Genomic DNA, 23372 nt, shown 5'->3' with positions numbered 1-23372 from the left:
CCCACCCGGGCCTGACGCCCTGACGGTCCGCAGGCAGCCCGCTCCTCGGCGGGCCGCCTCCCATCTGGCGTCCCGCCTGGCACCCGCCCGGCTGCCTTCCCCTTCACGGCCACCCCGATTTGACTCCTGGACGGAGAAGGTTAAATCTCTCTTCAGGAAATGAATCGAGATTCAAAATCTGAGGCGCCCGTCAAGAAGCTGCGCTCCCGCCTGAAGGAGGCGACCGCCGACGCCATCCTGTCGGCGGCCGCGACGGTGTTCGCGCAGGAGGGCCTGCACGCGGCGAAGATGGAGTCCATCGCCGAGCAGGCAGGCGTGTCGGTGGGGACGCTCTACAACCACTTCACGGACCGCGCGGCGCTGCTGGAGGCACTGCGCGCGAAGCGCCGGGAGGCGTTGTTGGCGCGGCTGGATGCCGCCCTGGCCCAGGTGCAGGGGCAGCCCGCCCGGGTGCAGCTTCGCGCCTTCGTGATGGCGGTGTTCGCCCACGTGTCGGAGCACGACGTCTACGTGCGCCTGCTGATGCAGCTTCCCGAGGACGCGAACCGTACCCAGAACAAGAGTCGCGCCCTCGCGGAGCTGAACCGGCGGCTGGAGCCCATCCTCGACCGGGGCATCAAGGCCGGGGAACTGCGCGCGGAAGGCCGGGCGTTCTACCCGGCCCTCCTGGTGGGCATGGTGCGCGGCGCGTTGGACCGCCTGCGCGAGGGCGACCGCGCGAACCCTCCCGCCGCGGCCTGGGCGGAGGAAGTCCTCCGCGTCTTCCTGAAGGGAATCGAGGTCTAGCGCCATGGCGACCCCACCCAAGGCCTTGCCGAACAAGTGGCTCGTCACGCTGTCGGTGACGTTCGGCACGCTGATGGGCGCCATCGACTCGTCCATCGTCAACGTGGCGCTGCCCCAGATTCGCGGCGCCGTGGGCGCCACCGTGCAGGAGATCACCTGGGCCACCACCGGCTTCGTCATCGCCACGGTGATGGTGATGCCGCTCACGGGCTTCCTGGGCCGCCTGTTCGGCCAGAAGCGCGTGTACCTGGCGTGTCTGGTGCTCTTCGTCGCGGGCTCGTTCCTCTGCGGCTTCGCGTGGAACCTGCCGACCCTGGTGCTCTTCCGCTTCCTCCAGGGCCTGGGCGCGGGCGCGCTCCAACCCACCGAACAGGCCATCCTCCGCCAGACGTTCCCGCCCAAGGAGCAGGGCACGGCGATGGCCATCTTCGCCATGGCCGTCATGGTGGGCCCGGCCATCGGACCGACGCTGGGCGGCTACATCGTCGACAACTTCCACTGGTCGTGGATCTTCTTCATCAACGTGCCGGTGGGCATCCTGGGCTTCTTCATGGTGGCCCGCTTCGTCCAGGAGGACGAACAGCTTCGCGCCACCGCGCGCGTGGAGGCCGAACGCCAGCGCAAGCACATGGACTGGTCCGGCATCACGCTGCTGTGCATGGGGCTCGCGTCGCTCCAGTACTTCCTGGAGGAGGGGCAGGCGGATGACTGGTTCGAGTCTCCCGTCATCGTCCTCTGCGCGCTGTTCGCCGCCACGTGCCTCATCGCCTTCGTCATCCGCGAGCTGACGGCGGTGGCGCCCGCGGTGAACCTGCGCCTCTTCAAAGACCCTGTGTTCGCGTCCGGCACGCTGCTCAGCGCGCTGGTGTTCGCGGTGCTCATGGCCAGCATGTTCCTCTTGCCGGTGTTCATGCAGGAGTTGCTGGGCTTCACCGCCACCCAGTCCGGGTTCGCGCTGATGCCCCGCACGCTGGTGATGCTGGTGATGATGCCCTTCGTCGGGCGGCTGTACGGCAAGGTGCCGGCGCGGGTGCTGGTGGCGGCGGGCATCGTGTTCGCGGGCCTGGGCGCGTTCGAGATGAGCCACTTCTCGCTCGCCACGGGCTCAGGGAACATCATCAGCGCCATCGCGCTGCAGGGCGTGGGCTTCAGCCTGATGTTCGTGCCGCTCAGCGCCACGGCGCTCGCGAACATCCCGCGCGAGCGCATGGCGGACGCCACCGGCCTCAATTCGCTGCTGCGACAGATTGGCGGCTCCATGGGCCTGGCCATCTTCACCACGCTGCTGTCGCGCTACACGGTGACGGCCAAGGCCTCCATCGCGGCGCACCTGAACCCGGAGCGGTGGGAGGTCGCGGGCCGCATGGCCGCCACCCAGCAAGGGCTCATGCAGCACGGCCTGGATGCCGCCGGCGCGAAGGTGGCGAGCCTCCAGATGATGGCGGGCTCGGTGTACCGGCAGGCCATGGTGCTCGCCTTCGACAAGCTGTTCGTCCTCGCGGCGCTGATGTTCGTGGTGGTGCTGCCGCTCATCTACTTCCTCAAGGCCGCTCCCAGCGGCGGGGGCTCCCATGAGAAGCCCCACATCGACGTGGAGATCTAAGCCATGGCAACGACAACGACCGCGCCCCAGCTCGTCCCCGAAGCGGCGCCCGCGCCCTCCGCCGAGGCGCAGGCGAAGCGGGGCAAGCGGGGCTTCTTCATCCTGGGCGCCGTGGTGGCCGTCATCCTGGTGTCCCTGGGCGGCTACAAGCTGCTCACCGCAGGGCAGGAGACCACCGACGATGCGCAGGTGGAGGCGGACGTGGTGCCCCTGTCCGCGCGCGTGTCCGGCCCGGTGGTGAAGGTGTCCGTGGCGGACAACGCCACCGTGCACCAGGGCGACGTCATCCTTCAAATCGACCCGCGCCCCTACGAGGCCCGGGTGAAGCAGGCGGAGGCGGAGCTGGAGTCCGCGCGCGCCCAGGCCGTAGCGGCGGACGCACAGGCCACCGTGGCGGCGGCCGGGGCGAAGGGTGGCCTGTCCAGCGCGAAGGCGCTCGTCATCACCAGCAACTCCGCGGTGGGCAGTGCCCAGGCGCAGGTGGCCTCCGCTCGCGCGGCGGTCTCCCGGGCCGAAGCGCAGGCTCGGAAGGCGACGTTGGATCTGGAGCGCGCCAAGAACCTGCGCGAACAGAACGTCGTGGCGCAGAGCGCGCTCGATGAGGCGCAGACAGGGAACGAGACCGCGCAGGCCGCGCTGGAAGGGGCCCGCGCGCAGCTCACCCTGGCGGAAGAAGGCCGGCGCACCGCGGAGAGCAAGGTCGCGGAGGCTCAGGGCCAGTTGGACGTGAGCGCTCCCATCGACGAGAAGATCGCCGCCGCCCAGGCCAATGCGTCGCTGGCGCACGCGCGGGTGAAGGGCGCGGAGGCAGCCCTTGACCAGGCGAAGCTCCAGTTGGAGGACACGCGCATCGTCGCCCCGGCGGACGGCCAGGTGTCCAAGCTGTCCGTGCACGCGGGACAGCTGCTCACGCCAGGGCAGGCGGTCGCGGAGCTGGTGCCGCTCACCACCTACGTTGTGGCCAACTTCAAGGAGACGCAGGTGGGCCACATGCACGCGGGCCAGCGCGTGGAGGTGGAGCTGGATGCCTTCTCCGGGGAGAAGCTGGAGGGCCGGGTGGAGAGCCTGTCCGGCGGCACCGGTTCGCGCTTCTCGCTGATGCCCCCCGACAACGCGTCCGGCAACTTCGTGAAGGTGGTGCAGCGCGTGCCCGTGCGCATCACCTGGGTGCACCCGCCGGAGGGCCTGACCCTGCGCGCCGGCCTGTCCGCTGGCGTCACGGTGCACACGAAGTAGTCGAAGCCGCACGAGAATGGCGCCGCGTTCCTTCAAGGCCTACATCCTTGGACGCCAAGGATGTCCTTGAAGGCGGAAAACCCAAAGGGGCAGGATGCCGCGCCACCTGATTGCCAGTGGGTCCGGCTTTGGGAGGCCCTGTGCGTTTCGTCGGAGTTGTGGCGTTGTTTCTGTTCGCGGGGGGGATGCGCGACCGCTCGCGTCGTCCATCTCGATGCGGGAGACGGCAGGCAGGTGGTCCACGAGTCGGTGGATGTTGATCCAGTTCAGTTGGGCGAGGACGAGTTCAAGTCGGCCCTCACACAGCTCATCCTGGACCTGCGCATGGATGTTGCCTTCCGCGAAACGGATGCGGCGGACCGACGTGGATGGGCCCGGTCCAGGACGCTGCTTGCATCGTCGAAGGGCCTCGCGGATTCGGGGGCGGAGGGTACCCCCGAGGCGTTGTACGCGCCCATCTGTCCCGATCCAAATGACTGCCTGACCCTGGTGGGCGGGACGGGGCTGACGTTCTCGCGGAAGGACCGGACGCTCATGGCGCTGTCCTTCGCGCTCGATACTGTGTGGGGGAGTGTCGAGGCGGAAGTCGGGAAGGTGCTGAACCCGGTTGCGCTGAGGGCCATGGTGACGTCGGCGGCGCTGACCGTGCTTCTCACGATGGCCATTCCCGAGCCGGTCACCAAGCTCCTCGCGGTAGCCCTGACGGCAGCGATGGTGGCGTACCTCGGTGTCGTGCCGGTCTGGGAAATGGGTCGCGGCTTCGTGAGACTGTGGGACGACGCAGAGAGGGCCACGAGTGTCATCGAGTTGCAGGACATAGGGCACCGGTTCGGCAAGACGCTCGGCACGAACGGTACGCGCGTCCTGGTGCTGCTCGTCACGGCGGCCTTGGGCGGAAAGAGTGCGATGGCGGCCCAGGGACCCAGGCTCCCCGGTTTCTCCCAGGCCGCCCTTCGCGTACAGGCCGAAGCGGGATTCCAACTCGGGGCGGCACTGAATGGTGGCGTGACTTCCATCGCGATGCCCGCTGCGGGTGTGCTGAATGTGGTGCTGGCTCCAGGGGCTACCGCTGCCGTGGCGATGTACTCGAACGGTATTCCGGGCGATGCCGAAGGGCCCATTCACCACATCTGCACGAACAAGAACCTGATTTCGGCTGTCACAGGTGGTCCGTGGACACCGAGATGCGAGGATGTCTTCAAGAAGGCCGGGATGACACTCGAAAGCGCTTCAAACAAGGTGAGGCTCAATGGTCATGAAGGACCGCACCCCGAGAAGTATCACAACGCAGTGGTGGTTCGTCTTGAGCGTGCAGTCGCGCGATGTCGGACGACTGAGAACTGTCGGGCCAATTTGATGGAGGAGCTTGCGAGGATTGCCAAGGAGCTTCTGACGCCGGGCTCCCCGTTGCGGAATCTCATCGTGAAGATGGAGGGGTGAGGTGGCGCTTCACTTTTACTGGGTAGGTATTGCTGACGTGCCGCAGTGGGTGGTCAGGACTCCTGTGCCTGCTGGCGGTGGCGCGTTCGAAGAGCCTTGGATGTTCGCGGAGGGTCGTGTGCTCCCAGATCCTGGACCCATGGAGGTCCAGATTTCACATCCTGGTGAGAGGCGCGCATTTGTGTTGTCTGGGATAGAGCAGGCCCCCATCGTCAGCGCAGCCGTCGCGAACGTCTTCAGAACCCTTGCTCCCGACGATGTGCAGCTTCTTCCAGTGTCGATTGAACGGGAATCCGAGCCGTACTTCGTCGTCAATGCAACCAGGGTGATGGATTGCATCGACGAAGCGCGATGCCAAGAAGTGCAGCACTACCCCGAGAACTCCTTTCCTGAATATGAGGGCGAGTACCGCTGGATCTACGGCCTGCGAATCGACCCCTCGAAGACCGAGGGCGCCCGCGTCTTTCGGCTGAAGAAGTTCAAGACAGCGTTCGTCGTGTCGGACGACGTCAAAGCAGCCCTCGAAAAGGTCGGGAACCTGGGCGTGTCGTTCGAGCAGGTGACGGCGCCCAATGGGGAATAAGATGAGCAGTGAGCCCCCCTGTGTCAGGGAGGTTGTCGCCTCGGCTGACGCGCGCCATCCTTCAGATGCCAGCGGTACATGCATGACCCGCGGGCAGGGGTGTCAGTCGCGTGGCTCCAGGATTTCATCCAGGATCGCCGGTGTGCCCTCGACCCGCCGCAGCCGGGGGTAGCGCAACCCCTCATGCCAGGGAATGAGGGCGGAACGGGTGGCCGTGCCCTGGCGCCAGGAGAGCCGCAAGGGCTCCTGGTGCGCGGTGGCCTTGACGGCATCCTTCAGTCGTTGCGCGTCGTAGGGGCTCCCGTTCACGGCCGTCACCACCGCGCCGGGCAGCAGGCCCACCTTGAAGGCAGGCCTCTCCCAATCCACCCGGAGCACCTTGCCGTCCTTCGCGAGCGTCATGCCGAGGGAGTCGCCGAGGTCCACGTTCCCGCTCGCCGCCTCGGCCCGCCGGACGGCGTCCGTGGGTTCCTCGCTCCAGGAGAGCGTGTAACCGCCTTGCGTGATTCCACCCAGGGGCGGAGCGTCGCGCGTCGCTTCAATCCGGGAGCGGAAGAAGCCTGACCAGTCATGGGGCAGGATGTCATTGAGCGTGGTGACGATGTCTTCCAGCGCGTACGTCATCGTCACCTGGCTGCCCGCGCGTACGCCGAAGAACGCGCGAGCGAAGTCATCCAGCGACTTGCGGCCGCCACTGCGCTCCCGGAGCAGCGTGTCGGCCTCCAGCCAGATCAAGGCGCCTTCGGAGTAGGCATCGAACATGTCGCGCTGCCAGCCCCGCCAGGAGAGCGGCTTGCGGCGCTGCACGACGGCGTCGTTTGTCACGTCCTGGAGCGGGCGCCAGCTCCGGCCGGGGCGGCTGGCCATGGCCGCCGCGGTCGCGGCCCAGTCGTCGAGCGCGTCCTGCCGCGTCCACAACCCCGCCCGGGTGGTGAGCACGTCCTGCCAGTAGGACGTCAATCCCTCGAAGACCCAGAGCAATGAGTCGCGCTCCGGCGTGTTGAAGTCCGGCGTCCACATCTCCGCGGGGCGGCGGAACAGGCCGTTCCACGAATGGACGAACCCATGCGCCAGATGTCCACGGCGCTCGGGCCTGTCCTTCCAGGTCGTGAAGAAGTCGGCGGGCAGGGCGTTCTCACCCGAGCGGAGGTGTTCGAAGTAGCTGGGGCCGAAGCCGTCCGCCAGCCAGACCATCAGGTCGTAATGGTCGTAGTGTTGCGAGCCGAAGAGCCGGTAGGCCTGTTGCACGAGCGCTTGGTAGCCCTGGACGAATTCGGGAGGCGGTTCAAGCCCCGTGGCGTCGTCGGCGACGATGTTCACGTGGACCGGGACGGGAGCGTCGCTCAACAGGATGCGCTTGAAGGCACGGCCGGCAATCACAGGTGAGTCGACCAGCGTGTCCAGCGTCACCGGCTGGAACCGGACCTCACCGCCATCCCGTTGGGCGACGGTCAGCGGCGAGGCGAACTCCCAGGTGGGCGGCAGCTTCACGCTGGCCACATAGGTGATGCGCCGGGCGTAATGGCCCGCGGGATACAGCACCAGACTGTGCCATTGCAGGTCGAGCATCGTGGACGTGGCCACCACCGGGCCCACGCGCGGCTCCGTGGCGCCAAGGAACTGGGAGTGCACGTCGATGGACGTCACGCCAGCGGGGATGTCGATGTGGAAGGCCGCGACCTGGACGGCGTCGCGGGTCCAGGCAATGACTCTCTTTCCGGCCTGGACCTTCAGCCCCGCGAGTCCTTCCAACTGACCGGTGGGCCCATGGTCCCCAGGAAGCCACTGCGGGAACAACAGCGTCAGCCGCTTTCCGGGAGCGACCGGGAGGGTTTGCTTGACGCGGAAGAGACCGCGCGCCGTGTCGGTGGCGTCGACGTGCAAGCGGATGGTGCCGGGGAAGGGCGTGTCACGCGGCGCCTCGATGGGCGGCGGCATGGGCGCGGGTTGGGGCAGCGGCCAGGACTGGGATGCGGAGGGTGCCTGAGCGTGCGCCGCCGTCGAAACCATCCAGACGGCCACCGCGGCGACAACGCATGGCATGACCCTGACGCTTCGAGGATGGGCGGGAGAGGCCGGCATGATCCGCGTCGTATCCCGGACCCGTCTTGCCGAAAATTCCGAAGTCTGGAAGCCTGGGTTCGAGGAAATCGAACGATGCTCCCCCGGATCAATCTGGACATGGATGTCTTGCGGACGTTCGTGACGGCCTTCGAGCTGGGCAGCTTCGCCCGGGCCGCCGCACGGGTGGGCCGTTCTCCGTCAGCGGTGAGTTCCCAGCTGCGCAAGCTGGAGGAGCAGGTGGGCCGCGCGCTGGTCGAACGCTCCGGGCGTGGGCTGGTCCTGACCGAGGCGGGAGAGGTGCTGCTGGGCTGCGCGCGGCGGATCCTCGAACTGAATGATCAGACCGTGGACAGCTTGCGAGGCAGCGAATTGGAGGGCGAGGTCCGCCTGGGGTTGCCGCAGGACTTCGCCGAAACGTGGCTGCCCCGGGTGCTAAGCACCTTCGCGCGCGCGCATCCGGCGGTGCGCATCGAGGTGCGCACCGAGCGCAACGCCCACCTCGTCAACCACGTCATGAGCGGCAAGCTGGACCTCGCGCTTGCTTGGAGCGGTGGGGCTCGCGGCTGCAGTGAGCGCATCGCTGAGCTGCCGCTCGTGTGGATTGGTCAGCCTGGCTGGCAGGTGACTGGAAGCCGCGGCCAGCCGCTGCCGCTCATCGCCTTCGAAGCGCCCTGCGTGTTCCGGGAGGCCTGCACGACCGCCTTGGACCGGAAGGGGCTCGCCTGGCGGATCGCGTTCGCGAGCCCGAGCCTCGCGGGCCTGTGGGCGGCGGCCGAGGCGGGGCTTGGCGTGACGCTGCGAACGGCCTTCGGCCTGCCGAAGACGCTGGCCGTGCTGGAGCCCGGCGCCTCAGGCCTGCCCGCGCTCGGAAGCATTCCGGTGCACCTGCTCAGGGCCGAACGGGAGCCGAGCAAGACCGTGGCCCAACTGGCGGGCATCCTGCGTGAAGCGCTCGCGCAGGAACTGACGACACCCCGGCGGGCGCGGCCGCGCGGCGGGGGCTGACGGGGCCCCCAGGCTGTGCGCCAGGCCGGTGGGGAGGCCGTGCAGCCCCCTCTGGGCACACGCTGGGCAGTCCCAGGTGCTCCAGAAGGGAGCGCACCCGGCTGGGTCCTGTCACGTACGCCAATACCCTGCGCGCGAAGTAGGATGCGCGCATGCTCAAGGTCTACGGCTTCTCCCGAGTGAACAAGATGGCCCGCGGCAAGACCCGCGACCTGCGCGTGCTGTGGGCGCTGGAGGAGATGGGTCTGCCGTACGAGGTCGTGGGGATGGATCATCCGCAGCACGACCTCGATACGCCCGCGTATCGCGCGCTCAACCCGTTCGGACAGATTCCGGTGATCGACGACGACGGCGTGGTCGTCACCGAGTCGGGCGCGATCCTGCTCTACCTTGCCCGCAAGAGCGGCAAGCTGATGCCGCGCGACCTCGCCAGCGAAGCGCAGGTGCTGCGCTGGTGCGTCGCGGCGCTGAACACGATCGAAGTCCCGATCCTGACCGCGTGGTTCGTCGACCTGAACGGCGGCAAGGGCACCAAGGCGAGCGATGCGCTTCACCAGTGGGGGGACATGCGCCTGAAGCAGCTCGACGGCTGGCTCGCGGGCAGAGAGTTCGTCGCGACCGACGAGTTCACCATCGCGGACCTCTTGATGACGCATGTGCTGGGCGCCGGCACCGACGAGAGTGTCGTCAAGGACCATCCAAACGTGCTCGCATTCCAGAAGCGCTGCATCGCGCGACCGGCTTGGAAGAAGACGTTCGACGCCTACTGCGACCGCGTCGAAGCGGCCTGAGAGCAGGGCGCCCCGCGCCGGTCGCGTGCAGATCCGCTCGCCCTTGCTGCGCGCAATCTGGTAGCTGGCTGGCTCATGACCGAGACAAGGTTCACGCGCTCCGGCGTCCGTCTTCGCCGGCATTCCGAACGGCCGGGCGGCCTGAACTGGCTGCTGCTCCCCGGCGGTCCGGGGATCGGGTCGGAAAGCCTGGAGGAACTCGCCGCCGCGCTCGAGGTTCCGGGCGCGATCTGGCTGGTCGACCTGCCGGGGGACGGCTCCAACCGCTCGCCGCCCGGCGCGCCGGCCGACGTCTTCGAGGTCTGGCCCACGGTGGTCGTCGAGGCGGCGCAGGCGGTCCCCGATCCCGTCTTCGTCGGCCATTCGACCGGCGGAATGTACCTTCTCGCCACGCCGGAGCTCGCGCCGCACCTGAAAGGGCTGGCGCTGCTCGACACGGCGCCGGACGCCAGCTGGCATGCGCGCTACGTCGAGATGGCCCGCGCCTCGCCGCTACCGGAGGTCGAGGCTGCCACGGCCGTGTACGAGGCCGACCGGCGCGACGCCAACATCACGGCCCTCACCGTGGCGTCCGCGCCCTGGAACTTCACGCCTGCCGGCCTGCAGGCCGGCCGCGAGCTCCTCGCGCGCATGCCCTACAACAGCGCCGCCGTCGATTGGTCGGACGCCCACTTCGACCACGTCTATGCTGCCCGCTGGTGGCCGACGGACATCCCGATCCTGCGTCTTGCGGGGGCGCAAGACCGCATCGTCTGGCAGGGCGGCTGGGACGCGCCGCGGTATTGCACGCCGAACGTCATCGAGCGCTCCATCCCGGGCGCTGGCCACTTCCCCTGGATCGAGAACCCGGGCGCGGTGCGCGCGGCCTTCGCCGACTTCAGCCGCCGGCTCGTCGGCTAAAGCCAGGCGTCTCGGCGCGCTCGTCTCGTCGGGCCTCAGGCCTCGTCCGGACGCTCGTGCCGCCGTGCTCGACGCGCGCCTCGAACTCGACATGAGTGGCGCGCCCAGCACGGCGCCCGAACTCGTCGAGATGTCCCGAGGGCCGCTGAAGCTGTGCCCCGTGTTGTCAGACGTGTGGGCCGAGGAAGCCCACCACGGCCTTCAGGAACTCCGCCGGCCGTTCGATGTTCGACAGGTGTACAGCGGGCAGGACCTCAAGCCGCGCGCCGGGAATGGCGGAGGCAATCTCTTCGCCATGGCGGGCGGAGGTGACGGTGTCGTGCTCGCCTGCGATGACCAGCGTCGGGCTGCGAATCCGCGTGAGGGTGCGGCGCAGGTCCGCGTCGCGCACCGCGGCCCAGCTTCCGGCCACGCCCTCGCGCCGCGTGGCGAGCAGCGTGCGGCGGAACGGCTCGACGACCTCGTCGTTCGCCTCAAGCATGGCGGCCGGGAACCAGTTGCGCAGGAACATCTCCGTGGTGGCCCGCATGTCGGGGGCCGCCAGAAGCTCCGCAATCGCGCGGTCCCATTGCTGCGCCGGGCCGAGGTACGCGGCGGTGTTGGCCAGCACCAGGCGGTCGACGCGCTCCGGCGCATGAATCCCCAGCCACTGCGCGACGAATCCGCCGAGGGACAGGCCCAGCACGTGCACCCGCTGCAGGCCCAACGCGTCCAGCAGCTCCACCCCGTCGCGCCCCAGCCGGTCCAGCGAGTACGGACCGGTAGGGACGCCGGAGGCGCCGTGGCCGCGCGCGTCGTAGCGCAGCAGCCGGAAGTGCTCGGTGAGCGCCGGCACCTGGGCGTCCCACATGTGGAGGTTGGTTCCGATGGAGTTCGAGAGCAACAACACCGGCTTCTGTAGCGCGCCGTCGAAGCGGTAGGCGATGCGCACGCCATCGCCGGTGGTGATGAAGGAGGGGGGCTGGGATTCCATATGGGCTCATCCATAGGAGCCGGGCGGCCGGAGAGACATTACAAAGTTTGAGATGAGCCTGTAGTTTTCTCCGACAATGACCGGCTTCACACTTCATGAGTTGCAGTGCTTCGACGCCGTCGTGGGCGGCGGAAGCTTCCAGGCCGCGGCCGAGCGGATGCACCGCTCGCATCCGTCGGTGTTCGCGGCGGTGGCCAAGCTGGAACAGCAGCTGGGCCTGAGCCTGTTGGACCGTTCGGGCTATCGCGTGCGCCTCACCGAGGCCGGGCGGGCCTTCCATCGCAAGGCCCTCACCTTGCTGCGCGAGGCCGAAGCGCTGAGCACGCATGCCCAGCAGCTCGCGATGGGCGAGGAGGCCGAGCTGCGCGTGGTGCTCGGGGACCTGTGCCCGCTGCCGCCGGTGCTGGCGCTGCTCAGCCGCTTCTTCGCGCAATGTCCGCAGACGCGGCTGCATCTGCGGTTCGAGGCGGTGAGCGGCCCATGGGAGCGGCTGATGGAGGACGAGGCCGACCTCATCGTGCACCGTGTTCCCAAGAGCGACGTACGGATGGAGTGGATGGATTTGGGCCGAGTCGCGCTCGTGCCGGTGGTGGCGCCGGGTTTCCTTCCCTTCCAGCCGAAGACCGCCATCACGCCGCAGCAGATGCAAGCCTTCACCCAGTGCGTGCTCCGGGACTCGGCGCGGCATCCTCCCGAACAGGGCCACTTCCTGGTCGAAGGCGCGCCTCAGTGTTCCGCGCCGGACCACCTCATGAAGAAGGAATTGATCCTGCACGGCATGGCGTGGGGGCATCTGCCGCGGTTCATGATCGAGGCCGAGCTGCGGGACGGACGCCTGCGGTCCATTGCCGGACGGCACTTTCCCGGCGTCATCGAGGAGCTCGTGGCAGCGCGCCGGCGTGACCGGCCGCACGGGCCGGTCGCCAGCCGGCTGTGGGGCTTTCTGGCTCGCCATGCACCGGTGCTGCGGCCCGTGCTGGGACGCATGCCCCGGGCGAAGGGAGGCTGACGGGCGCGCCGTCGAGGCCGGGTGCGCCGACGCTACCGGTGCACGAAAGCTCTACCCACGGGAGCGCGGCGCCGGCCCGCCATCACCTCCCGCCACGCACCGAGACCGGCCCGCTATCGGACGCGGATGCGCCCGTCATCCAGAGCGCGCAGGACGGCGTCATGCACCGCGCTCCACGCGGACTCGAACTCCTCGCCCGTCCCGCGGAACGCCTCGGCGGATGTGGCGCCCATGGGCACGCGAATCTCGTGCACCTCACAGCCTGTCCACTGGCGTCACGGTGCACACGAAGTCGTCAGGGTCGAAGCGGGATGGGAGGCGCCGCGCTCCATCCAGGGGCGCGGCGCCTTCTTCATGCCCTCACAGGTCGACGACCATCTCCACGTCCGCGCGCGAATAGCCCGTCGCGGCCGTCAGCTCCGGGCCGCTGCGCGTGGTGACGAAGCCATGCTTGCGGTACAGGCCCAGCGCGGGCGCGAGCGCGCTGTTCGTCACCAGGTACATCCGCCGGGCGCCCCGCTCGCGGGCCGTGGTCAGCGCGGCGCGCATCAACGCGTCGCCCAGGTCCCGGCCCCTGGCTTCCGGGGCCACCGCCATCTTGCACAGCTCATACGTGTCGCCGTCCGCCTTGCGCAGCGCGCACGTGCCCAGCACCCGCCCGTCCACGAGCGCGAAGAGCACCTCGCCGCCCGGGGCCACGAAGGTGCCGTGGGGGTCCGTGAGCGAGGCCAGGTCCGAGCCCTCGATGTGGAAGTCCTTCTCAATCCACTGCCGGTTGAGGCGCTCGAAGTCCGCGCGGAAGGCTTCCCGCCAGGTGACGATCTCGACGGTGGAGGGAGCAGGGGACATGGGACTCACGCGGTGGCGGCGGGGGCCGAGGGCTTCTTGCGCAGGAAGAGCGCGAAGATGATCACGACGATGCTGATGCCGCCGAAGGTGATGAGGCCGTCCGCCGCGATGCTCGCGCGCGTGCCGATGCCCCGGAACGCGGACGCGTGTCCGTCCAGCGCGGTGGTGTAGCTGATGGCGAAGTTGGAGGCCGCGACGAACAGCGAGTACTTCGTCGTCACCGCCGCGCCGTCGCTCACCATCTCCAGCACCATGCCCGCGAAGGCCGCGAAGCCCGCGCCGTTGGCGAAGCTGTACGCGAGCGTGCCCCAGATGTACGTGGTCGTCGTCATCGGCGCCGCCGCCATCGCGAACGCGCACAGGCCCGTGGCCGCCCCCGCCAGCGCGTACGCGAGCTTGCGGTTCATCCGGTCCGACAGCCAGCCACCCAGGAGCGACCCCGCGGCGCCCATGACGCCCATGCCCAGGCCGTTCACCAACTCCACCGTGTGCTCCGGCACCTGGTAGTCGTGGGCCATCGCGCTGAACAGGTTGGAGAGCGCGCCGCAGGCCACCGGCGCCAGACACAGCACCAGCAGGATGATGCCCTCGCGGCTGAAGGCCGTCTTCGCCAGGTCCACCACGATGCCCTTCACCCGCTCCCACGCGGCCTTGAACAGCGGCCCTGTGGGCACCGTGGACGGGTCATGCCGTTCGGTGATCCAGAAGATGCCCACGCCGCTCGCCAGCACCAGCGTGGCCAGCACGATGCCTGCCACCTGCCGGGAGAACTGGCTCGCGAGGAAGATGGCCAGCGCGCCCAGCAGCGCCGTGGAACCCACGTTGCCCGCCATCTGCCAGCCGGCCGTGCGCCCCTTGTCCTCCAGCTTCGACGTCGTGGCCATCAGCCCGTTGAGCGCCGCGTGCGCCGTCGTCGCCGCCGCCTGCAACGCGGTCAGCAGCAACGTGAAGACGCCCAGGTGTCGCGCGGGCTCCGGCAAGAGCGCGCAGGCCAGGATGAGCATCGCGGTGAGCAGCGTGCTCACGCCGTACCAGACCCGGCGCCACGGCCCCAGGTCGATGAGCGGCACCCACAACAGCTTCCACGCGTGCGGCGAGAACGCCGTGCCCGACAGCACGCCAATCTGCGCCAGCGGCATCCCATCCTTCGCCAGCCAGTACGGCACCGCCGTCTGCAGGAAGCCCACGGCGGCGCCGAACTGCACCTCCAGCAGGCCGAACAGGGGAGGCCACGACCAACGCTCTTCGGCGGCCGGCGCCGTGGCCGGAAGGGCCGTCTCGGGTTCAATCAAGGGCAACGCTCGGGGGTGGGAACGGCGGAGGGTGGGATTCTAGACAGCTCCGGCGTCCAGCAAAGTGCGACGCACTGCGGCGGCGCTTGGGCGCACCGTGTGGGAGGGCGGCCCTGACGGGCGGTCCTGGTTTGCAGGGGATGGCAGGACTAGCTTGCCGCCGCTTCCTCCCCCAACCCCGAGGTCCCGATGACGCTGAAGACCCGCCTGCTGGCCGCTTCCGTGGCCAGCCTGTTCGCCGCCGCGCCCGCCACGGCCAAGCCGCTGGATGGCGCCAGCACCGACGTGATGATCCAGGGCTTCCACTGGAACTCGGCCAGCACCGGCGGTTGGTGGAACACGGTGAAGAACAACGCGGCCACGCTGAAGTCCGCGGGCTTCACCATGGTGTGGCTGCCGCCGCCGTCCGACGCGGCCTCCATCCAGGGCTACCTGCCCCGGCAGTTGAACGTGCTCAACTCCAGCTACGGCACGGAGGCGGAGCTCACCGCCGCGCTGGCCGCGCTCAACGCGCAGGGCGTGAAGCCCATCGCGGACATCGTGGTGAACCACCGCGTGGGCACCGCCAACTGGGCGGACTTCACCAACCCCACCTGGGGTGGCTGCAACACGGTGGTGGCGGGCGACGAGTGGGCCACGGCCTGCGGCAACGCCGACAGCGGCGAGGGCTACGCGGCGGCTCGCGACCTGGACCACTCGCAGGCCATCGTGCGCGCGGACCTGAAGACGTGGATGAACAGCCGCCTGAAGGGCGTGGGCTTCGCCGGCTGGCGCTTCGACTTCGTGAAGGGCTTCGCGGGCTCCTACGTGAAGGAGTACGTGGACGCCACCGCGCCGTGGTTCTGCGTCGGTGAGCACTGGCCCACGAACTACTTCGACGCGAACAACCCCGACAACTGGAGCCAGCAGATCGGCAACTGGGTGACGGCGAACGGTGGCACCTGCGCCGCCTTCGACTTCTCCACCAAGGGCCTGCTCAACGACGCGCTCACCAACAACAACTACTCGCGCCTGAAGACGGCCGCCGGCAAGCCCGCGGGCTTCATCGGCCACTACCCGAAGGGCTCCGTGACGTTCGTGGACAACCACGACACCGGCCCCAGCGAGTCGTGCGGCAACGCGCAGAACCACTGGCCGGTGCCGTGCGGCAAGGTGATGCAGGGCTACGCCTACATCCTGACCCACCCGGGCATCCCCAGCGTCTACTGGGCGCACTACTTCAACTGGGGCCTGGGCAACGACATCAAGGCGCTGATGACCATCCGCAAGAACGCGGGCCTCACCTCCGAGTCCACCGTCAACATCCAGCGCGCGGAAGCGGGCCTGTACGCGGCCGTCATCGACAACAAGGTGGCGGTGAAGATTGGCGGCACGGCCTGGAGTCCGTCGGGCACCGGCTGGACGCTGGCCGCCTCCGGCACCGACTACGCCGTGTGGACCACGGGCGGCACCACGCCTCCTCCCACTACCACCAACGTGGAGTTCGTGTGCAACAACGGCACGACGGTGATGGGCCAGAACGTCTACGTGACGGGCAGCGTCGCGGAGTTGTCCAACTGGAGCACGGCCACCACCAAGATCCTCAGCCCCACCGCGTACCCCACCTGGCGCGCCACCTACGCCATGCCCGCCAACACCTCCATCCAGTGGAAGTGCCTGAAGCGTGACGGCAGCGGCAACATCGTCTGGCAGGGCGGCAGCAACAACACCGTCAACACGCCCGCCGCCGGCGGCAGCATCACCGCCACCGCCAGCTTCTAAGACACCGAGACAGGCGCCCCTGTTGCGTGTCTTGCCGGGGGCGCCTGTGTTTCATCTGTTGCTTGAGTTCCAGTCTTCAAGCTGTCACAGGGGGCGCTTCCCTCCCGGGGTGGGTTTTTCCCGCCCTCCTTGAACGAAGGTGGAAGCGATGAAGCGTGCAACGGCAGTGCGAAGCTCGGTGCTGTGGATGTCCGCGGTGGGCCTCCTGGGGGCCTGTGGCGGCCCGCCGGAGCAGACCCCGGCTCCCACGGAAGGCGACACGGTGACGACGGCGACGCAGTCGCTGGTGTCCGCTCCGCCCACGCCGTTCGGCACCTGGATGAGCTACCTGGGCTCGCTGCCCGTGGGCGGCGCTGTGGCGTCGAACACCGGCACGTCGGCGGCCTATGAGGGCTTCAAGCTCACCGTCGCGGCGCACACGCAGGTGGCGCTGGAGGTGACGCACCTGGGCACGGGCGTGGGCGTGGACACCGGCCTGTTCGTGTATGGCCCCAAGGACGCGTCAGGCAGCTACGGCTCCCGCGTGCTCTTCCAGGACGACGACTCCGGCTACGGCGAGCTGAGCAAGATTCCGCTCGCGACCTTCGACGACGCGGGCGAGTACCTGGTGGTGGTGGGCTGGAGCAACGGCCTGGGCAAGCAGTACCGCCTCCAGGCCTCCTGCGTGGGCGGCGCGTGCGTGCCGAACCCCACCCCGGCGCCGGTCAATGCCCCGGTGACGCTGGCGCAGTTCCCCATCGAGCCGAGCCTCCAGGCGCTGCTCGGCACGGGCAATGCCTACCGCGAGGACATGTACTCCTTCCTGGACCGGCATGACTTCGCGTGGCCGTACTCGACGCCCGCCACGGTGGACGCGGCCGCGGCGGCGGTGCTGGCCCGCAGCGAGTACAAGGGCTACCGCTCCGACACGGCTCCGGTCACCTCCACGTACGCCGCCTTCCAGTCCCGGATGTACGGGCAGTTCCAGCCGCTGCACCCGGCCATCCTCGCCGCCTACGGCGACAGCGGTGAGGGCGTGCAGGTGAAGAGCTACTCCCGCCAGTTCAGCACCGGCCCCAACGGGGACAACTGGCGCACGCTCAACGTCATCCTGTTCCCCGTCTCCCGCCACGTCATCGTGTACGAGCAGACCGCGCACGAAATCTGACGCACGCACCCGCCCGCTGAAAACGAAACCGCCCTCCTCTCCACGTCGGGAAAGGAGGGCGGTTTGCTGTTTCAGGCGCTGTCAGCTCAGGGCGCGTGGGCCGCCGGCAGGGCTTCCACTTCGCTGGAGCGCTTCGCTTCGCCTCGCAGCTTCTGCATCAGCACGTAGAGGCCGGGGATGAAGATGAGGTTGACGATGGTGGACACCAGCATGCCGCCGAACACCGCGGTGCCTAGCGAGTTGCGCGCCGCCGCGCCCGCGCCCGACGCCGTCATCAGCGGCACGACGCCCAGGAGGAACGCGATGGACGTCATCAGGATGGGCCGCAGCCGCACCTCCGCCGCCGTCACCACCGCCTCAAGGGAGCTCCTGCCCTGCTCGCGCAGTTGCTCCGCGAACTCCACGATGAGGATGGCGTTCTTGGACGACAGGCCCACCAGCATCACCAGCCCCACCTGACAGAACACGTCGTTGGCGAAGCCGCGCGCCACCTGCAACCCCAGCGCGCCCATGATGGCCAGGGGCACCGACAGGATGATGACGAACGGGAGGCTGAAGCTCTCGTACTGCGCCGCCAGCACCAGGAACACGAAGAGGATGCCCAGGCCGAAGATGATCATCGTCTGCCCGCCGGACTCCTTCTGCTCCAGGCTGATGCCCGTCCATTCGGAGGCCATGCCCTGCGGCAGCACCTGGTTGGCCACGCTCTCCATGGCCTCCAGCGCCTGGCCGGACGACACGCCCGGCGCGCCCTGGCCGTTGATCTCCACGGAGCGGAACAGGTTGTAGTGCTTGATGACCTGCGCGGAGACGATGGGCGTCACCTTCACCAGCGACTCCAGCGGAATCATGTCCCCGGTGTCGGTGCGCGCGTAGAACGAGCCGATGTCCGACGGGCTGTCGCGGAACTGCTGCTCGGCCTGGACATAGACGCGGTACGTGCGGCTCGCGTAGTTGAAGTCGTTGACGTACTGGCTGCCCATGTAGAGCTGCATCACGCCGAAGATCTGCTCAATCGGTACGCCCAGCGCCTTGGCCTTCTGGCGGTCCACCTCCACGTCGAGGATGGGCGTGTTGGCGTTGAACGGGGTGAAGACGCCTCGCAGGCGGCCCTCCTCGTTGCCCTTCTGCACCATCTCCTGGGTGGCGTTGGCCAACTCCTCCAGCGAGTGCGTACCGGCGACGTCCTCCACGATGAACTGGAAGCCGCCCACGCTGCCCACGCCTCGGATGGCCGGGGGCTGGAAGGGGATGACGCGCGCGCTGCCAATCTTGCCCAGCGGCCCGCGCAGCCGCTCCACCAGCGCGGCCACCGACTGCTCCTTGCCCTTGCGCTCTTCCCACGGCTTGAGCGCCGTGAACACCGTGGCGTAGTTGGACCCGTTGCCGTTGGGGGAGAAGCCACCGATGGCGAACATCACGTTCACCTCTGGCTGGGCCTTGAGCACGGCCTCCGTCTCCTGGAGCACCTTCTCCGTCTGGACCAGCGACATGCCCTCCGGTCCCTGCACGGAGACGATGATGTAGCCCTGGTCCTCGTCCGGGATGAAGCCCGTGGGCGCCGCGCGGAAGAGCATCACCGTGGCGCCGATGCAGACGAGGAACGCCACCAGCACCAGCATCGGGTACCCCAGCAGCTTGCGCAGGCCCCTGCCGTAGGTGTCGCGCGTCCAGTCCAGCACCTGGTCCACCTTGCGGAAGAAGATCCATTTCTCCCCGTGGTGGTGCTTGAGCAGCCGCGCGGAGAGCGCGGGCGTCAGCGTCAGCGCGCAGAAGGTGGACAGGGCCACCGACGCGGCGATGGTGAGCGCGAACTGGCGGTAGATGGAGCCCGTGGTGCCCGGGAAGAGGGCCACCGGGATGAACACCGCCACCAGCACCACGGAGATGGCCACCACCGCGCCGGCCACCTCCTTCATGCCTTCTCTCGCCGCCTGCATCGGGGAGAGGCCCTTCTCCGCCATCAGCCGTTCGATGTTCTCGATGACGACGATGGCGTCGTCCACGACGAGGCCCGTGGCCAATGTCAGGCCGAACAGCGTCAGCGTGTTGATGGAGAAGCCCATCAGGTAGACGAACGCGAATGTTCCGACGAGCGAGACGGGCAGGGTGAGCGCCGTAATCAGCACGCTTCGCCACCCATGCAGGAACAGGAAGATGACCAGGATGACGAGCGCGATGGCTTCGATGAGCGTGTGCACCACCTCATTGACGGAGGCGCGCACGGCCAGCGTGGTGTCCGTGCCGGTGCGGTACTCCAGGCCCGGCGGGAACGCCTGCGACAGGCGGTCCAGCTCCTTGATGACGCCGTCGCGCACGTCCAGCGCGTTGGCGGTGGGCAGTTGGAAGATGGCCATGCCCACGCCGGTGCGGCCGTTGAAGCGCAGCAGGGTGGCGTAGTTCTCCGCGCCCAACTCCACGCGGCCCACGTCCTTCACGGTGACGGCGCGGCCGTCCGTGTTGCGCATGAGGACGATGTCGCCGAACTCCTCCGGCTCAATCAGGCGGCCCCGGGCGCGCACGGCGATCTGATACGGCTGCTCGTTGCTGGAGGGCGGCTGGCCCACCTGGCCCGCGGCCACCTGGAGGTTCTGCTCCTGGAGGGCGCGCACCACGTCCTGGGGCGTGAGCTGGCGGCGGGCCAGCTCCGTGGGGTCCAACCACAGGCGCATGGAGAACTTGCGCTCGCCGAAGATGCGCACCTCGCCCACGCCGCGCACGCGCTTGATGGCGTCCTTCAGGTTCACGTCCGCGTAGTTGGACAGGAACTTCGCGTCGTAGCGGTTGTCCGGGCTGGACAGGCCCACCGTCAGCAACATCTGGCTGGAGGCCTTGTTCACCACGATGCCCGTCTGGTTCACCTGCGCGGGCAGACGCGCGGCGGCGCGGCTGACGCGGTTCTGCACGTCCACGGCCGCGACCTCGATGTTGCGCGAGGGGGCGAAGGTGACGGTGATGACGCTGGTGCCGTCATTGCTGCTGGTGGAGGTGATGTAGCGCATGTCCTCCACGCCGTTGAGCTCCTGCTCCAACGGGATGGTGACGGCGGCCTCCACCACCTCGGCGCTCGCGCCGACGTAGGTGCTGGTGACGGTGACCTGCGGCGGCGCCAGGTCCGGGTACTGCGCGATGGGCAGCGTGGGGATGGCGATGAGCCCCACCAGCGTCAGGATGATGGAGCAGACGATGGCGAAGACGGGCCTGCGGATGAAGAAGTCGACGAACACGGGGTGACGCCCTCTCTCGAATCGCCTAGCGGCTGCCGCCGGTGGTGCCGCCCGCGGGCCGGGGGGCCATGGCACGGGTGGGGACTTCGTCCGCGCGCGCCGTGGTGCCCGGCGCCTGCGCGGGTTCGTCGGGCAGGGTGACCTGCTTGGGGATGACGGGCATGCCGTCCTTGAGCATGTGCAGCGAGGACACCGCGACGAGGTCGCCCTGCTTCAGGCCGCCCTCCACCACGTAGGACATGTCGCCCAGCGTGCCCAGCGTCACCGGACGGCGCTCCACCAGCGTCTTGCCTTCCTTCGTCTCCACCACCATCGCGAAGGGCTGCCCGCTCTGGCGCACCACCGCGAGCGCCGGAATCTGGAGCGCGTCCCGCGTGGCGTACACCAGCCGCGCCCGCAGCAACTCGCTGGGACGCAGGCCCACGGTGTTGCGGAAGGCGGCCTTTACCTCCACCAACTGCGTGCGGGGGTCCGTCTGCGGCGCCACGTAGAAGACGGTGCTGGAGAGGATGAGCTTGCCCTGCTGATCCAACAGCTCCAGCACGGTGTCCGGCTTGAGCGACCGGGCGCGGAAGGACGGCACCGACACGCTGACCTCCAGCGCGTCCGCCTGGGCCACGGTGGTGAGCGTCGTGGTCGCGCCCACGAAGTCACCCACGCGCACCAGCACGTCGCCCATGGTGCCCGCGAACGGCGCGCGCACGACGTGGAACTGCAACTGCACCTGGCGCTGGGCCACCGTCGCGCCGGCCGCGCGCGTGGCGGCCTCCGCGGCCTTCACGGCCGCCTGGGCGCGCTCCAGCTCCTGCACGCTCGCGAGGCCTTCCTTGTTGAGGGACTCGGTGCGCGCCAGGGTGCGGCGCGCCAGCTCCAGGTCCACCGTGGAGGAGCTCTGCTGCGCCTGGGCGCTGTCCAGCGCCGCGGTCTCCTGGCGCGCGTCCACCTCCACCAGCGGCGTGCCCGCCTCCACCTTCTGGCCGGGCTTCACGAGAATCTTCCTCACGTAGCCGGCCACCTGGGGCAGCACGGTGACGCTCTGCCGCGACAGGAGCGAGCCCAGGTATTCCCCGGTGTCGCGCACCTCGTGCGGCGCCAGCGCCACGACCTTCACCTCGCGCGGCGGCGGGGCGGTCTTCACTTCCGTCTTGCCCGAGCACCCGGCCGCGCCGGCCACCAGGGCCGCGCCAAACAGCGTCTTCGTCAACAGCGCCTTCAGGGGGCGCACCTTCGTCACCAGTCGCACCGGGCCTCCGTGAGGAACGCGTTCAGGCGGGCCTGGACGAGCTCGAATTCCCTCAAAACCAAAGCGAGCTGGGCCTGACGGAGTGCGGCTCCGCTCTGCACCAGCTCCAAACTGCCACCGCGTCCCACCTCGAAGGCCCGCCGGGTGAGCCGGTCGGTCCGGTCCGCCAGGTCGACGGACTCGGTCGCGGTCTTCAACAGCGCCTCGGACACTTCCACTCCACGCCGGGCGCGAGAAACCTCCACGTTCACGCCGCGGCGGGTGGCCTCCAACTGCATGGCGGCCTGCTCCTCCACGCCCGCGCGCTCGCGCACGAGGCCGCCGCGAAGGCCGCCCTCCCAGAGGGGGACGGACAGCACCGCGGACACATTCCACAGGGCGAAGCGGCCGAAGCCGGGATCGGTGGTGAGGCCCAGCAGGGTGCTGCTCACGCCCAGGGTGGGCAGATAGCCCGCGGACGCCTGCCGCCGGCTGTCCCTCGCCGCGTCCACGTTCGCCTTCGCGGCCCGCAGGTCGGCACGGTTGCCCAGGTCCTGCAGGGGCGAGCAGTCCCGGCGCGTCTGCTCCACCAACCCGTCCAGGTTGAAGTCCGGGTTGACGCCCACGCCGTGGTCGGTGCCCAGGGACAGGCCCAGCGACTCGCGCGTGCGGCGCAGTTGTTCGTCACCGGCCACCAGCGACTGCCGCGCCAGCGCCACGTCCTGTCCCACCCGCACCACGTCCAACTGCGTGCCCGCGCCCAATTCGAATGAGCGCTGGGTGAGGGCGTAGCGCTCCAGCGCCTGACGCAGGCCCACCCGGTTGATCTCCGCGGCGCGCTCGGCGGCCACCGTGGCCACCAGCACCTGCGCCAACCCCTGGGTGAGCCGGCGCTGCGTGTCCTTCAGGCTGGCCACCGAAGACAGCTCCGACGCCCTCGCGGACGACAGTCCCCGCCATGCACCCACATCCACCACGGACTGGGTGAGCGACACGGAGAGTGTGCCCAGGGGCGCACTGGGGACCTTGCCGCCGGTGACTCCGCCCGTTCCGCTGTTGCCTCCACCCACCACGCCGCCGCCAGGGGCGGAGGGGGTGTCCGGATGGAGCACATCGAACCCCACGCCCGCCGAGGCCCGCGCATTGGGCAGGAGCTGCGACAGCGACTGGCGCCACCGGCCCTGGGCCCGCTCCACGCCCGCCTCGGCGTTGCGCAGGTCCGTGGAGCGCTGTCGCACCAGCGTGAGCGCTTCGTCCCACGTCTTCACCTGCTCGGGAGCGGGCGGGACGGGGGTGAGCATCGGGTCTTCCACCTTCGGCTGGAAGGGGACCGGCGCGGTGGGAGGGGTCGACTCGGCCGGGGGCGCGGAAGGCTGCGCTTGGGGGGCGGCGGCGAGGAGGAGGACAAGAAGGGCGCTGGGGGTGGCCATACTCTGGAGCGGCAGGACTTTCCGGTGGGCGTGTGGCAAACACACCTTCCGGCC

General features: G+C 69.0%; 17 protein-coding genes and 1 pseudogene. 11 read left to right on the top strand and 7 right to left on the bottom strand.

All coding sequences use genetic code 11. The features are described 5' to 3' along the window. Positions 1–159 precede the first annotated feature (159 nt). From OV208_RS08025 to OV208_RS08005, 5 genes and pseudogenes are all read left to right on the top strand, one after another. The gene (locus OV208_RS08025) at positions 160–786 is read left to right on the top strand and encodes a TetR/AcrR family transcriptional regulator (RefSeq protein WP_267573242.1); all 627 of its coding nucleotides are present in this window, start codon (positions 160–162) and stop codon (positions 784–786) included. A gap of 4 nt (positions 787–790) precedes the next feature. Next, entirely contained in the window at positions 791–2389 is a 1599-nt protein-coding gene (locus tag OV208_RS08020; RefSeq protein ID WP_267573241.1) for a DHA2 family efflux MFS transporter permease subunit, read from the top strand. A 3-nt stretch (positions 2390–2392) separates the two neighbouring features. Then, the gene (locus OV208_RS08015) at positions 2393–3625 is read left to right on the top strand and encodes an HlyD family secretion protein (protein WP_267573240.1); all 1233 of its coding nucleotides are present in this window, start codon (positions 2393–2395) and stop codon (positions 3623–3625) included. 140 nt (positions 3626–3765) lie between these two features. After that, a pseudogene (locus tag OV208_RS08010) lies at positions 3766–5065 on the top strand (AHH domain-containing protein). A 139-nt stretch (positions 5066–5204) separates the two neighbouring features. Beyond that, positions 5205–5648, top strand: coding sequence for an imm11 family protein (locus OV208_RS08005; RefSeq protein ID WP_267573239.1), 444 nt, complete (start codon positions 5205–5207; stop codon positions 5646–5648). Between the two features lie 102 nt (positions 5649–5750). On the opposite strand, the gene OV208_RS08000 is transcribed toward OV208_RS08005, so the two are convergent. After that, entirely contained in the window at positions 5751–7691 is a 1941-nt protein-coding gene (locus OV208_RS08000; RefSeq protein WP_267573238.1) for a M61 family metallopeptidase, read from the bottom strand. A gap of 114 nt (positions 7692–7805) precedes the next feature. Between OV208_RS08000 and OV208_RS07995 the strand changes: the two genes are divergently transcribed. From OV208_RS07995 to OV208_RS07985, 3 genes are all read left to right on the top strand, one after another. Next, on the top strand, positions 7806–8717 hold the full coding sequence (locus OV208_RS07995) for a LysR substrate-binding domain-containing protein (RefSeq protein WP_267573237.1): 912 nt from the start codon (positions 7806–7808) through the stop codon (positions 8715–8717). A gap of 152 nt (positions 8718–8869) precedes the next feature. Further along, positions 8870–9508, top strand: a complete 639-nt coding sequence (locus OV208_RS07990; RefSeq protein ID WP_267573236.1) for a glutathione S-transferase family protein — start codon at positions 8870–8872, stop codon at positions 9506–9508. A gap of 75 nt (positions 9509–9583) precedes the next feature. After that, a complete protein-coding gene (locus OV208_RS07985) occupies positions 9584–10408 on the top strand; it encodes an alpha/beta fold hydrolase (protein WP_267573235.1) in 825 nt (274 codons plus the stop codon). A gap of 166 nt (positions 10409–10574) precedes the next feature. Here the strand turns inward: OV208_RS07985 and pcaD are convergent, their stop codons facing one another. Next, entirely contained in the window at positions 10575–11381 is an 807-nt protein-coding gene (gene pcaD, locus OV208_RS07980; RefSeq protein ID WP_267573234.1) for a 3-oxoadipate enol-lactonase, read from the bottom strand. 76 nt (positions 11382–11457) lie between these two features. Between pcaD and OV208_RS07975 the strand changes: the two genes are divergently transcribed. Continuing rightward, a complete protein-coding gene (locus OV208_RS07975) occupies positions 11458–12390 on the top strand; it encodes a LysR family transcriptional regulator (RefSeq protein ID WP_267573233.1) in 933 nt (310 codons plus the stop codon). 360 nt (positions 12391–12750) lie between these two features. On the opposite strand, the gene OV208_RS07970 is transcribed toward OV208_RS07975, so the two are convergent. After that, complete coding sequence (locus OV208_RS07970; protein WP_267573232.1) at positions 12751–13239, bottom strand: GNAT family N-acetyltransferase; 489 nt, start codon at positions 13237–13239, stop codon at positions 12751–12753. A gap of 5 nt (positions 13240–13244) precedes the next feature. Then, the gene (locus tag OV208_RS07965; RefSeq protein WP_267573231.1) at positions 13245–14531 is read right to left on the bottom strand and encodes an MFS transporter; all 1287 of its coding nucleotides are present in this window, start codon (positions 14529–14531) and stop codon (positions 13245–13247) included. 189 nt (positions 14532–14720) lie between these two features. Between OV208_RS07965 and OV208_RS07960 the strand changes: the two genes are divergently transcribed. Further along, positions 14721–16292 (top strand): carbohydrate-binding module family 20 domain-containing protein, encoded by a 1572-nt coding sequence (locus OV208_RS07960; protein WP_267573230.1) that lies wholly within the window; start codon positions 14721–14723, stop codon positions 16290–16292. Between the two features lie 148 nt (positions 16293–16440). Further along, positions 16441–17439 (top strand): hypothetical protein, encoded by a 999-nt coding sequence (locus OV208_RS07955; RefSeq protein ID WP_267573229.1) that lies wholly within the window; start codon positions 16441–16443, stop codon positions 17437–17439. Positions 17440–17525: 86 nt separating this feature from the next. On the opposite strand, the gene OV208_RS07950 is transcribed toward OV208_RS07955, so the two are convergent. Genes OV208_RS07950 through OV208_RS07940 form a run of 3 tightly spaced genes read right to left on the bottom strand, consistent with a single transcriptional unit; the run spans position 17526 to position 23318 of the window. Further along, the gene (locus OV208_RS07950) at positions 17526–20666 is read right to left on the bottom strand and encodes an efflux RND transporter permease subunit (RefSeq protein WP_267573228.1); all 3141 of its coding nucleotides are present in this window, start codon (positions 20664–20666) and stop codon (positions 17526–17528) included. Between the two features lie 25 nt (positions 20667–20691). Further along, positions 20692–21909, bottom strand: a complete 1218-nt coding sequence (locus OV208_RS07945; protein WP_267573227.1) for an efflux RND transporter periplasmic adaptor subunit — start codon at positions 21907–21909, stop codon at positions 20692–20694. After that, entirely contained in the window at positions 21897–23318 is a 1422-nt protein-coding gene (locus OV208_RS07940) for a TolC family protein (RefSeq protein WP_324291356.1), read from the bottom strand. The genes OV208_RS07945 and OV208_RS07940 overlap by 13 nt, the downstream gene beginning before the upstream one ends. Positions 23319–23372: the final 54 nt, after the last annotated feature.

It is taken from the genome of Corallococcus sp. bb12-1 (assembly GCF_026626765.1).
Classification (GTDB): Bacteria; Myxococcota; Myxococcia; order Myxococcales; family Myxococcaceae; genus Corallococcus; species Corallococcus terminator.
Note: the sequence above shows the minus strand (reverse complement) of the source record. Positions and strands in the feature narration are given on the sequence as shown.